This is a genomic window from Providencia rettgeri, from assembly GCF_023205015.1.
Taxonomy (GTDB): domain Bacteria; phylum Pseudomonadota; class Gammaproteobacteria; order Enterobacterales; family Enterobacteriaceae; genus Providencia; species Providencia rettgeri_E.
The window spans coordinates 3,114,512-3,127,055 of sequence record NZ_CP096258.1 but is presented as its reverse complement, the minus strand read 5'-3'; the positions used below and the strand labels follow the sequence as shown (position 1 = coordinate 3,127,055).

Genomic DNA, 12,544 nt, shown 5'->3' with positions numbered 1-12,544 from the left:
GATTATCTTGTATGATGATCAGTAGGACTTATAACATTGCGAGAAAAATACGATGATCAAACAACGGACACTAAAACGTATTATTACAGCGACTGGTGTTGGTTTACATACCGGCAAGAAAGTTACGCTTACATTACGTCCAGCGCCGGCCAATACCGGGGTCATCTACCGTCGTACTGACCTTAATCCACCGGTTGATTTTCCGGCAGATGCGAAATCAGTTCGTGACACCATGTTATGTACATGCTTAGTTAATGAAGATAACGTGCGTATTTCGACTGTTGAACATTTGAATGCTGCCTTAGCAGGGTTAGGTATCGATAACATTGTTATTGAAGTCAATGCGCCTGAAATCCCTATTATGGATGGCAGTGCAGCACCATTTGTATTCTTACTGCTTGATGGCGGTATTGAAGAGTTAAATAGTGCGAAGAAATTTTTACGTATAAAAGAAACTGTACGTGTTGAAGATGGTGATAAATGGGCTGAAATGCGACCTTATAATGGGTTTAGCCTTGATTTCACAATTGATTTCCAACACCCAGCAATTGATAGTAGCACACAACGCTACTCACTTGATTTCTCAGCAGAATCATTTGTAAATCAAATTAGCCGTGCGCGTACTTTTGGCTTTATGCGTGATATTGAATATCTGCAATCAAAAGGCTTATGCTTAGGCGGTAGTTTCGACTGCGCCATCGTTGTTGATGACTATAAAGTTCTTAACGAAGATGGTTTACGTTTTGAAGATGAATTCGTTCGTCACAAAATGTTAGATGCAATTGGTGATTTATTTATGTGTGGGCACAACATTATTGGCGCATTCACAGCGTTTAAGTCAGGCCATGCATTGAATAACAAGCTGTTACAAGCGGTTTTAGCGAAAGAATCTGCTTGGGACCTCGTCACATTTGAAGACGAAGCTCAATTGCCTGTCGCATTCAAAGCACCTTCAACGGTGTTTGCATAAACTCAATTATGCAGCTACCTTCGAAAGTGAATCGAAGCTAGCCTTTTCTGTTGGTTGCACTAGTACTCTCTCCGGCTAGTGCAGCCAGCCGCTCAAACCTTTCTTTTAATCCTTTCGGGCTATTTTCTGCTAATTTCAAAAGTGTTTGCGCCGTTTGTGTGCTTATCTGTCGTTCGTTCATTTTTTGACTTGTTGAAGCTGTTTGCTTAGTTACTGAGCTATTTTGCCTCGATTTTCGCATAAGATCGGGGTTGATTCTGATGTCGATAGAAGATAAAGATGGTAGAATGGACGTTCTTAATGCAGAAAGAAGATTGAGTTTTTCGTAATTAAGTCGGGTCATCCAACTGGCATTTGCCACTTCAATGACCATAATATTATTACGGTAGTTTGCAACACGGCACATGGGTTTAATTTCAGCCGGTAGTAACCCTTTTACAGCCCGATTCAGTTTGATAATCGCTTTTGCATTACGCTGAATAGTTTGTAAAGTGTTCGATGATGTTGCCAATGATCCTTCAAGAACATCAAAAAGTGCTTGTGGATGACTATCTCTCATTTTTAGCTCCAGCTGAGAATGAAACAACGAATTACAAATAATAACTTTGTCACTTATTCATTATATAAGAGTTTGATGGGCATTTTAAATTTTTGGCGACAACTCGGAAGAAAATACTTTTGGTCCCACCTGTTATTAGGTGTGGTTGCCACGGGTGTCGGCTTGCCTACAATTTTAAATGCGTTATCAGAGTCTCAACATACACAGGTTAACTCTTCACCGGTTAATCGGCAAAACCAAGCTGTTACTGCCTTTGACAATTTATTTGCTCAACAGAGTTCCCAACGTTCTTCATCATCATCGTCATCTTATTCAGTAAATTACTGGCAGCAACATGCGGTAAGAAATGTCATTCGGCAGCTGACTTTTGCTTTTTCGGCAACGGAAGACGATGATGTAAACGCTGCAACAGAAGAGACAGAACAGCTTATTGTTCCACAATTGATGTTAGATACGCTGTATGCCATGTTAGCTCAGCGCTCACTTCAGTGGGATGAAAGTGTTATCCAATTTAGTCATTATAACTATCCTCATATTATTGCCTACCAACCTGCAATTTGGATTGCCCAAGTTCACGGTATTCGTGCTGGTCCGTTAACAGCCTAATCATCATTCATGACAAGCCAGCTTATGCTGCGCTGTTTTATGTCATAAAATTTATTAAAATTTAAAACAATTAATTGATTATTAGAGATTAAAACATGTTAACAAAGATTTTAACCAAAGTTTTTGGTAGTCGTAATGACCGCACGCTACGCCGCTTACGTAAAGAAGTTGAAAAAATTAACCGCCTTGAGCCAGACTTCGAAAAATTATCTGATGATGAGCTAAAAGCAAAAACGGTGGAATTTCGTGAGCGCTTAACGAAGGGTGAAAGCTTAGAAAGCATTATTCCTGAAGCATTTGCAACTGTTCGTGAAGCCAGTAAACGTGTATTTGGTATGCGCCACTTTGATGTACAGCTTATCGGTGGGATGGTACTAAATGAACGCTGTATCGCTGAAATGCGTACGGGTGAAGGTAAAACATTAACGGCAACATTACCTGCATACATCAATGCGTTAACCGGTAAAGGTGTTCACGTGGTTACGGTAAACGACTACTTAGCCAAACGTGATGCTGAAAATAACCGTCCATTATTCGAATTCTTAGGTTTAACTGTTGGTATCAACTTACCAGGTATGGCACCACCGGCAAAACGTGAAGCTTATGCAGCCGATATTACATACGGAACTAACAACGAATTTGGTTTTGACTACCTACGCGACAACATGGCATTTAGCCCTGAAGAACGTGTTCAACGTAAACTTCACTATGCATTAGTGGATGAGGTGGACTCAATCCTTATCGATGAAGCACGTACACCGCTGATTATCTCAGGCCCTGCAGAAGACAGCTCTGAACTGTATCAAAAAGTAGATAAACTTATCCCACATCTACAGCGTCAAGAAAAAGAAGATTCAGACACTTTCCAAGGGGAAGGCCACTTTTCTGTTGATGAAAAAGCACGTCAAGTAACCATAACTGAACGTGGGCTGGTATTAATCGAAGAGCTTCTGGTAAAAGAAGGTTTAATGGATGAAGGCGAGTCCCTATATTCACCTTCTAACATTATGTTAATGCACCATGTAATGGCAGGTTTGCGTGCTCACGCATTGTTTACTTTAGATGTTGATTATATTGTAAAAGATGGTCAAATCGTCATTGTTGATGAACATACCGGCCGTACAATGGAAGGGCGTCGTTGGTCAGACGGTTTACACCAAGCGGTTGAAGCGAAAGAAGGGGTTGAAATTCAAAATGAAAACCAAACCTTAGCTTCTATTACTTTCCAGAATTATTTCCGTTTATATGAAAAACTTGCAGGTATGACGGGGACTGCGGATACTGAAGCATTTGAGTTTAGTTCAATTTATAAACTCGATACAATTGTTATCCCAACTAACCGCCCAATGGTACGTAAAGATTTACCTGACCTCGTTTATATGAACGAAGCTGATAAGTTTGCAGCAATTATTGAAGATATTCGCGAAAGAACTGCTAATGGGCAACCCGTTCTTGTTGGTACAATTTCAATCGAAAAATCGGAATTGATTTCGAATGCGTTGAAAAAAGCTAAAATTGCTCATAATGTTTTGAATGCAAAATTCCATGCAATGGAAGCTGACATCATCGCGAATGCGGGTCAAGCTGGAGCTGTAACGATCGCAACTAATATGGCGGGTCGTGGTACAGACATTATGTTAGGCGGTAGCTGGCAAACTGAGGTTGCAGCATTAGAAGAGCCAACTCAAGAGCAAATTGATGAGATCAAAGCAAACTGGAAAATTCGCCATGATGCTGTTTTAGCTGCGGGTGGTTTGCATATTATTGGTACTGAGCGTCATGAGTCACGTCGTATCGATAACCAGTTACGTGGTCGTGCGGGCCGTCAAGGGGATGCGGGGTCATCTCGTTTTTACCTATCGATGGAAGATGCGCTGATGCGTATTTTTGCCTCTGACCGCGTTACTGGAATGATGAAAAAGTTAGGTATGAAACCGGGTGAAGCTATCGAGCACCCATGGGTGACCAAAGCTATCGCTAACGCACAGCGTAAAGTTGAAAGCCGTAACTTTGATATCCGTAAACAATTACTAGAGTATGATGATGTTGCAAGTGATCAGCGTCGTGCAATTTATACTCAGCGTAATGAATTACTGGATGGCGGAGATATCAAAGAAACAGTTGATAGCATTCGTGAAGACGTATTAACCACGACAATGGATGCCTATATTCCACCTCAATCACTTGAAGAAATGTGGGATATTGATGGTTTACATCAGCGCTTAGTCAATGATTTTGACCTCGATTTACCAATCAAAGAGTGGTTAGACAAAGAGCCAGAATTACACGAAGAAACATTACGTGAACGTATTATGGCAAAAGCGATCGAAGTTTATGATCGTAAAGAAGAAATTGTTGGCGCAGAAGCGATGCGTAATTTCGAAAAAGGTGTCATGTTGCAAACATTAGACACGTTATGGAAAGAGCACTTAGCGTCAATGGATTACTTACGCCAAGGTATTCATTTACGTGGTTATGCGCAAAAAGATCCTAAGCAAGAATACAAACGTGAATCTTTCAGCATGTTTGCTAACATGCTTGAAGCCTTGAAATATGAAGTGATTAGTACTTTGTCTAAAGTACAAGTTCGTTTACCTGAAGAGGTTGAAGCATTAGAACAACAGCGTCGCGAAGAAGCGGAGCGTTTAGCGAAAAGGCAACAATTAAGCCATGAAGCCGGTGCTGAATCTTTAATGACTGAAAATGAAGCTAAAATTGCAACTCAAGGTCACAAAATTGGTCGTAATGACCCTTGTCCTTGTGGTTCAGGTAAAAAATACAAGCAATGTCACGGCCGCTTAAACTAGTTCATCATTAACTCCAATATAAAGAAAAGGCGGGGTAACCCGCCTTTTTGACGAAAAAATTATGGAAAAAAAACATTTATATATCGCAGCTGGGATCATTCGTAACTCCCAAAAAAAAATTTTTATTACTAAACGCCCTGAAGGCACGCATATGGCTGGTTTTTGGGAATTTCCTGGTGGAAAGCTTGAAACGAATGAATCCCCTGAAGCAGCATTAGTTCGTGAGCTCGAAGAAGAAGTTGGCATTATAGTGACTAAGAGTGAGTTATTTCATCGTGTTGATCATGAGTTTGATGACCGCTTCATTACACTCTATTTTTTCATAATTTCTTCGTGGGAAAATGAACCTTACGGTAAAGAAGGGCAAGACTCGCGTTGGGTTTGTCAAGATGATCTTATTGCAGATGAGTTCCCACCGGCAAATCGTATCATTGTTGAGTTACTGACGCACAAAAGTGATCCACATAATAGCTGATATCGATATTAAGTGGAAAATACACAATGATATATTTTCCACTTAACTTAGCGCTGTCGCGACTTAATGCATTATTTATCTGGTTGCTCGCTCCAATCATCGCTATCAGATATATCACCTTGACTTGCAATTCGTTTTTCTTCACTCGCCCACTCGCCAAGGTCAATGAGTTGACAACGCTTACTACAAAATGGCCGGAAAGGGCTATTTTCATTCCAAACAACGAGCTTTTTACATGTAGGGCAATTTACTTCAATGATTTCACTCATAATTATATATCTCTAGCTAGCAACAGGATAACTCAAAATTAATAACATCTGGAAGTATACCATTCTCACTGTCGATATGTAGAAAGCGTAAGGCAAATCGTGTTTTATGACCTGAAATTTGCGGATAAATGAGATACTCAATGGATAATTTGATGCGTAGTAACTCTTTACCTTCGACATTATCTTGATAAAAACCATTATAGGATTCTTTAATTTCAAAGTTTCCACTTTGTCGAATTAATGTAAGAACGGTGTTTAATGCATTTTTCAGTGGGTCGAGGCTTTGTAACCATCCATTGATGGATTTATTTCGTTCGATTTGTGGGATATTCAACCAAAGCTGTAGTGTGGGGAGATCAAAACTACAACAACCACCGGGGATGCTTAAACGTTGACGTACCATACTGATAATTTTATCTGTTCGTAAATGGTGGCCAAAACGTGGGGCTGATATTAGTTTGGAGGTTGTCTCAGATAATTGTTCAAGTAATGTAGAAATTAATTGGTTATCGGCATTAGGGGCTTCGGCCCAACTCGCTAGCTGGCTCCGCTGTTTTTCGAGCTCTTTCATTAGCTCAGAGCGTACCTCTCCTCTATCAAGAATTTCAATTAGCTCTGAAACTGAACGGAAAAAGGCAATACCAGTAGAGTAGGAGGTAATATTACTTAGCTCATAAATTTGAGATAAAAGTGTTTCAAGGCGCAGCCAAGAACGAATTTTTTCATTCATTGGGTATTCATAAGTAATAAAATTTGTTGCAATTAATTCGCCCATTTTAATTCCTATTTTTTTATTTTTGCTAGCGTTAAGTACTGGTTATGAAAAGCAGCAACCTTGTCTGAGAGATCTGTATCATGAGAATGGTTTGTTATTATATCATTGGCATAACTAAGTCGTTTTTCACGGCTAACTTGTGCATTAAGTATATTAGTAACTTGCTCTAAACTGGTCTTATCTCTCTTTAAAGTACGCTGAATTTGCTCTTCAACAGTAACATCAACAACTAATACCCTATCAGCCAAATGATGAATATTATTTTCAATTAATAAAGGGACTACCCACAATAGATAAGGATAATTTACTTGTTGAAATTGTTTTTGTGTTTCTTGTTGGATCAACGGATGAAGCAAATCATTTAGCCATTTTTTTTCATCGGGTTTGGAAAAAATAATTTCTCTTAAACACTGCCTGTTTAGGTCTCCGTTCGGGAGAATAACACCGTTACCAAAGTGACGTTTAATGCTTTCTAAAGCTGGGGTGTTAGGCTCAACAACCTGCCGGGCAATCACATCTGCATCAACTAGAGGAACTCCAAGTTTAGCAAATTCGTTTGCAACAGTTGTTTTACCACTTCCAATACCACCTGTTAAAGCAACTATATAAGGCATATGATTATTCATTTACTCGTTAAAAAAAAATAGATTACACTGAAATAAATCATTTGTCTTCATCCAGAGTAATATTATGGTGAATAGGTTAAAAAACACATTTTCATATAAAATATTTAAGGTTAAATACCATATTGATATCTACATAAAATTATTTATAACTCAGTTATAACATTACCTAAGTTAAATATAGGGAGGTACATTGCTAGCATGATTGTACCTACCAGTATAGCAATAAGAACGAGTAAAATGGGTTCGAGATTTTTTAGGTTACGTTCTGTAATAAAAATATATTGCTCAGAATAATATTTGAATAAATAATTTGAGAAATAGTGTATTTTTCCAGACTCTTCGGCAATAGACATTAGTTGTACAGATAAATCAGGAAAAAATTTGGTTTGCTTCATAGCGTAGGAGAGCAAATCTCCTCTATGAACCGATGTGTGTATATATTTACAGTCTTTCTGATATTGAGGATTGCTGATAGTTTGAATTGTACATTTTAAACATTCAGATAATGACAACCCTACGTTGATAGTTGAATGCATCGTTAAGAAATATAGACTTAAATTATGGAGCTGTAATGATTTTTTGAAAATGGGTAGATGCATGATTATATTTTTTAATAAAACTAATGTTTTTTCCTTGAATTTAAATACTAGAGAGCATGCAAATAATAAAACAATAAATAAATAGAGTGAGTAATCTCGTAGGAGATTAGAGGTAAAAGTTATTATTTTTGTGATGAGAGGTAATTCATGTTGAACATTTTCATAGATGCTCTCAAATTGGGGAACGACATAGAACATCATAATGAGTAACAATACGATTGAAAATAAAGAAAGAATTATTGGGTATCGTATGGACTTGTTAATAAGTAGTGAAACTCTATTATTATGTTCCAAAATTTTGTTGATTGTACTAAAACTCTCCTCATATTGTCCTGTTTTCTCAGCAATGGTAATAATACTTATTAAAGTATCATTAAAAATTAATGGATGTTTTTGTAAGTATTGTGAGAGTTTTTCTCCTTTTTCCATATGAATTATTGAGCTTTCAATAATATCATTCCAAAAGGGAAGTTGGCAGTTAGTATGTAATATTTTTAAACATTGTACAAGATTAATACCTGATGAGGACAATAACGATAATTGATGAAAGAAATGAACTCTATAATTAATATTTTTTTTGTCTAAAGTGAATAATGATTTTAGCTTTATGTGTATAGGAATTAAGTTCCTTTCTGATATGTTAATAAAAGCATGTTTTTTACTTTTCGCTATTAGTGTACTATGCGTTAGTTGATTGTTAGAATCAATTGCGGTATATGAATAAATAAACATACTAATCCACTCCATTTCCAATAATGGAATAGATTTCTTGAATGGTTGTTTCCCCCCTTTCAACAAGATCTATACCAGCATTAAAAAGATTAATAAAATTATCTGGGCTCTCTAATGTATTCTTTGTGAGTATTTCACAAATATTTTTATGGTCGATGTATTCATAGACCGCGGTTCTTCCCATAAAACCAGAAAAACAGAGTTCACAGCCTTTTGAGGACCATTCATTTATTATATGGTTACTGTGTAATTTGGTTTTTTTAGGTATTACTTCTTTGCAGTGAGGGCAAAGTTTTCGTACCAATCGTTGTGCAATGACCATTTTCAGGCAAGACTTTAGTTGGCTATTTTCTATTCCTAGTTGGTTCATTCTCTCTATTGCACTGACTGTACAGTTTGTGTGCAATGTTGACAAAACTAGATGGCCAGTTTGCGCTGCTCTAGCCGCTATTTTGGCTGTTTCTTCATCACGAATTTCACCGATCATAATAACATCTGGATCTTGTCGTAGGAGTGCCCTTAAAATAAAAGAAAAATTAAGTTTATATTTTTCATTGACTTGAGTTTGATTGATTCCTTGTAGTGGAATTTCAATTGGATCCTCAATGGTTGTAATATTTCTTGATGACTGATTTAAATATTCTAAGTAACTATAAAGAGTTACTGTTTTACCGCTTCCAGTGGGTCCTGTAACTAAAATTAGCCCTTGAGGTCGATTTAAATATTCTTTTAATAAATCAAGAAGGGAAGAGCACATCCCTATGTGCTCTAAAGAATATTTTAATTGTGTATTCAAAATACGTAAAACTAATTTTTCACCGTGAATTGTCGGAATACTTGAAAGGCGAATGCTATAATTTTGCCCGTCAAAGTACCAACTCATTTGGCCATCTTGTGGAAGTCTTTTTTCCGCAATATTCATTTTTGCGAGTATTTTTATACGAGCAATAATTTCACTATTAATATCATAAGGTGGAGAAGGGATGAAATATAGCTTTCCATCGACTCGTAACCTAATTTTCAACCCATGCTTAGTCGGTTCAAGATGTATATCAGATGAACGTTTATGAATCGCTGTTTTTAATAATTCATCCACAAAGTTAATCGCAGGGGATGAAGTGTTTAATGGTTCAAGTTCTTTAGGTTGATAATGGGTTTCCTCCTCTTTTATTTCATGTATTGTGTTATTAAAATAATGGTCTATTTTTTCTTTTGGCCAAATGTCGTAACATACGGGGACACTAGCAATGAATTTTAATGTTGCTATTAAATTATCATCTGGCTTTTTAACTACCGCTATCGACAACCTCTTTTGATTATAGTCGATGATTATAATGTAATTTCTATCACATAGACTCTTAAGTTCTTTATAAATGAACTGATCGTTTTTAGCTATATTCATGTAAATTACTCCAATTAAAATACAAAGGTTTTTTCACACAATGACTTTAATTTTATATTGTTTTTGCTTTCACAAACAACAGCCCAATTAAAAGAAGTGTTTGAGGTAGGAAGTGTTGGTGTTAATGTAACTTTTAAGCCTGCTAATGATTTATCTGCGGAAAATGTAATAACACCTGATTTAACTTCTATTTTACTTATATATCTCCCTGTTATGTTGTTAGGGATATCATCATTACCTCCGTTACATTGTGATAAGCCACTCCGGTTAAAACTACATATTTCCACACTGTTTTTATAAGGGATGACGGTTTGGAGTACATCGGTAATTGCTGCTTTTTGCATATAGCTTTGATAGCCAGGGATCGCAATAGCACTTAAAATTGAAATGATTGCAATGACTACCATAATTTCAATGAGTGAAAATCCTTGTTGATTCATAAATAAAACCTCCGTTGTTAAGTGAGGCTGTATCATAATTAGATTTTTAATTTAAAATTAGAGATTAAAAAAAACAGTGCGAAGCAATTTGTAAATTTTTATTGAAATAGAGATTAGATTGCATTTTTCTTCGAACAGCTTCGCAATAAATAACAAAAATAACATAGAAGATGGGATTTAATGAAGAATTAGGCGAAAATAAACGTATCCATATTACATTGGCGGATAACGTTAATATAATTATTAAACTAATAATTATTTAACTTATTCTTATAGTATGGCCAATCAAAAAATGGACCTGGATCTGTTTTACGGCCAGGGGCAATATCACTGTGACCAGCAATATTATTTTTGATTAGTGGGTATTCAATTATAAGTAAATTAGTTAAATAAGTAAGGGACTGATACTGTTCTTCTGTAAATGCTTCAAAATCAGTACCTTCTAGTTCAATACCAATAGAGAAATCGTTACATTTTTCATGACCTTGATAGGAAGACTGCCCTGCATGCCAAGCTCGTAAATGAAAAGGAACATATTGAATAATTGTACCATCACGGCGTATTAGACAATGAGCTGAAACACGAAGATGTTTGATTTCATTAAAAAATGGATGTTCATCAGGGTTTAAAGTTCCTGTAAATAATTGATTTATATAAGGGCCACCGAATTGACCTGGCGGAAGGCTGATATTATGAATGACAAGAAGAGAAGGTATGGTATTAGTGGGGCGCTCATCATGATGTGGAGAAGGGATATGAGTCACATTATTTAGCCAACCATTGTGTATTTTCATATCGTTATCCATAGTATTCTCTTTTCTTTTTTGTTAACACTCGTTATCTGTAAACGAAAAGATTAGCATATATGAAACGAAGCGAGTGTATATTTTGGAGTTAAAAATGACTATACGGCGATATGATGAACAACAAAGACGCGAAAAACTGTTTGAGCGGTTACAAATTGATATTCCTTTTATGGTCAGTGTTGCTTTGAAAGAGGACTTAGACCAATCTCTTGATTATAAAAAAGATATTACTGGACAGTTATTAAATTCAGATACGCAAGCAAGTGCTCGAATTATTACTCGTGAACAGGGTGTTTTTTGTGGTAAGCAATGGCTAGATGAAGTCTTTCTTCAACTTGGCGGGCAAGTCAACATTGATTGGAAAGTTCAAGATGGCGAAACCGTTACGCCTAACCAAGTTCTCTGTGAGATGCATGGCCCATCACAAATTTTATTAACTGGTGAGCGCACCTCTTTGAATTTCATTCAAACACTTTCTTCTGTTTCAAGTATAACGGCTGAATATGTAAAACAAATCGCAGATACGAGAACTAGGTTACTTGATACGCGAAAAACCATACCAGGCTTAAGAACCGCTTTAAAATATGCGGTATTGATGGGCGGTGGGTTTAATCATCGACTAGGCTTATCCGATGCTTACTTAATAAAAGAAAACCATATTATATCCGCAGGTTCAGTCGAACGAGCTGTTGAATTAGCGCGTAGCGCCCATCCAGATGTCCCAATTGAAATTGAAGTAGAAAGCTTAGATGAGTTATTACGAGCCTTAAAAGCGAATGCTGATATCATTATGTTGGATAATTTTACTCCAGTTATGATGAAAGAAGCGGTAGTGTTAACGGCAGGAAAGGCGGCACTTGAAGTTTCTGGCGATGTCACATTAGAAACGATAAAAGAGTTCGCAGAAACAGGGGTTGATTTTATTTCTGTTGGGGCGCTAACCAAACATATTAAAGCCATGGATTTGTCTATGCGTTTTATTGATAGGGATAGGTAAGTGATCCGGTTAATACACTAAGAGGCCTTAACAGAGCTCATTAACCTTAGTGTTATTGTTGAAATCTTTACATTAGTCACCTATTTACGTTAGTGTGTTAAATAGCTGATTAACACCTCAATCATTCGTTAGCAAATTGTATTTTGGCATTGATTTAACTATTTAACGGGTTACAACGAAACATTTTGTAGCCCCTAACTAATCGAAGCTCGAAACCTTTTCTTATTTTCCTTGTCCACCTATAAATTGAAACATTACAGCGCTATTTTATTTTTGACACTAATTTTATTCTAAGATGATGGAATAAAATTAGTGTTATTCTACCAATAAAATTTGAGTTAAATTTAAAATCACCCATCATTTTAACACTCCATTAACAATGTTGTATTCCGAACGAGTAAGGATTGCAGTTAATGAGTTAATTTGATTTTAAATGCATTTATTTTGATTTTAAATTCATTGTATTGGTCGCTTTAACGTT

13 protein-coding genes are annotated in these 12,544 nt (G+C 36.5%); 5 read left to right on the top strand and 8 right to left on the bottom strand.

The features are described 5' to 3' along the window. The first annotated feature begins 52 nt into the window (after nucleotides 1–52). The gene (lpxC, locus tag M0M83_RS14295; RefSeq protein ID WP_125891412.1) at nucleotides 53–970 is read left to right on the top strand and encodes a UDP-3-O-acyl-N-acetylglucosamine deacetylase; all 918 of its coding nucleotides are present in this window, start codon (nucleotides 53–55) and stop codon (nucleotides 968–970) included. Between the two features lie 37 nt (nucleotides 971–1,007). Here the strand turns inward: lpxC and M0M83_RS14290 are convergent, their stop codons facing one another. After that, nucleotides 1,008–1,529 (bottom strand): DUF721 domain-containing protein, encoded by a 522-nt coding sequence (locus M0M83_RS14290; RefSeq protein ID WP_248466796.1) that lies wholly within the window; start codon nucleotides 1,527–1,529, stop codon nucleotides 1,008–1,010. Between the two features lie 75 nt (nucleotides 1,530–1,604). On the opposite strand from M0M83_RS14290, the gene secM reads away from it, so the two are divergent. The 3 genes from secM (at nucleotide 1,605) to mutT (ending at nucleotide 5,417) form a co-directional block, all read left to right on the top strand. Next, on the top strand, nucleotides 1,605–2,135 hold the full coding sequence (gene secM / locus M0M83_RS14285) for a secA translation cis-regulator SecM (RefSeq protein WP_125891410.1): 531 nt from the start codon (nucleotides 1,605–1,607) through the stop codon (nucleotides 2,133–2,135). A 95-nt stretch (nucleotides 2,136–2,230) separates the two neighbouring features. Then, a complete protein-coding gene (secA, locus tag M0M83_RS14280) occupies nucleotides 2,231–4,942 on the top strand; it encodes a preprotein translocase subunit SecA (protein ID WP_248466795.1) in 2,712 nt (903 codons plus the stop codon). A gap of 61 nt (nucleotides 4,943–5,003) precedes the next feature. After that, a complete protein-coding gene (mutT, locus tag M0M83_RS14275; protein WP_248466794.1) occupies nucleotides 5,004–5,417 on the top strand; it encodes an 8-oxo-dGTP diphosphatase MutT in 414 nt (137 codons plus the stop codon). 71 nt (nucleotides 5,418–5,488) lie between these two features. On the opposite strand, the gene yacG is transcribed toward mutT, so the two are convergent. The 7 genes from yacG to ampD all read right to left on the bottom strand — a co-directional run bounded on the left by yacG (nucleotide 5,489) and on the right by ampD (nucleotide 11,054). Further along, nucleotides 5,489–5,686 (bottom strand): DNA gyrase inhibitor YacG, encoded by a 198-nt coding sequence (gene yacG, locus M0M83_RS14270; protein WP_248466793.1) that lies wholly within the window; start codon nucleotides 5,684–5,686, stop codon nucleotides 5,489–5,491. Between the two features lie 16 nt (nucleotides 5,687–5,702). After that, nucleotides 5,703–6,461: a cell division protein ZapD gene (gene zapD / locus M0M83_RS14265; protein WP_125891406.1), complete on the bottom strand. Its 759-nt coding sequence runs from the start codon at nucleotides 6,459–6,461 to the stop codon at nucleotides 5,703–5,705. Between the two features lie 8 nt (nucleotides 6,462–6,469). Then, entirely contained in the window at nucleotides 6,470–7,075 is a 606-nt protein-coding gene (gene coaE / locus M0M83_RS14260) for a dephospho-CoA kinase (RefSeq protein ID WP_125891629.1), read from the bottom strand. Between the two features lie 155 nt (nucleotides 7,076–7,230). Next, nucleotides 7,231–8,418 carry a type II secretion system F family protein gene (locus tag M0M83_RS14255; protein ID WP_213914493.1) on the bottom strand — a complete coding sequence of 396 codons (1,188 nt, stop codon included), beginning with the start codon at nucleotides 8,416–8,418 and terminating at the stop codon, nucleotides 7,231–7,233. Nucleotide 8,419: 1 nt separating this feature from the next. Then, complete coding sequence (locus M0M83_RS14250) at nucleotides 8,420–9,820, bottom strand: ATPase, T2SS/T4P/T4SS family (RefSeq protein WP_213914494.1); 1,401 nt, start codon at nucleotides 9,818–9,820, stop codon at nucleotides 8,420–8,422. A gap of 14 nt (nucleotides 9,821–9,834) precedes the next feature. Continuing rightward, entirely contained in the window at nucleotides 9,835–10,260 is a 426-nt protein-coding gene (gene ppdD, locus M0M83_RS14245) for a prepilin peptidase-dependent pilin (protein WP_213914495.1), read from the bottom strand. Nucleotides 10,261–10,508: 248 nt separating this feature from the next. Continuing rightward, entirely contained in the window at nucleotides 10,509–11,054 is a 546-nt protein-coding gene (gene ampD / locus M0M83_RS14240; RefSeq protein WP_213914498.1) for a 1,6-anhydro-N-acetylmuramyl-L-alanine amidase AmpD, read from the bottom strand. Between the two features lie 106 nt (nucleotides 11,055–11,160). Here ampD and nadC point away from each other — a divergent pair, with 106 nt between their 5' ends. Further along, complete coding sequence (gene nadC / locus M0M83_RS14235; protein ID WP_125891403.1) at nucleotides 11,161–12,063, top strand: carboxylating nicotinate-nucleotide diphosphorylase; 903 nt, start codon at nucleotides 11,161–11,163, stop codon at nucleotides 12,061–12,063. The last annotated feature ends 481 nt before the right edge of the window (nucleotides 12,064–12,544 follow it).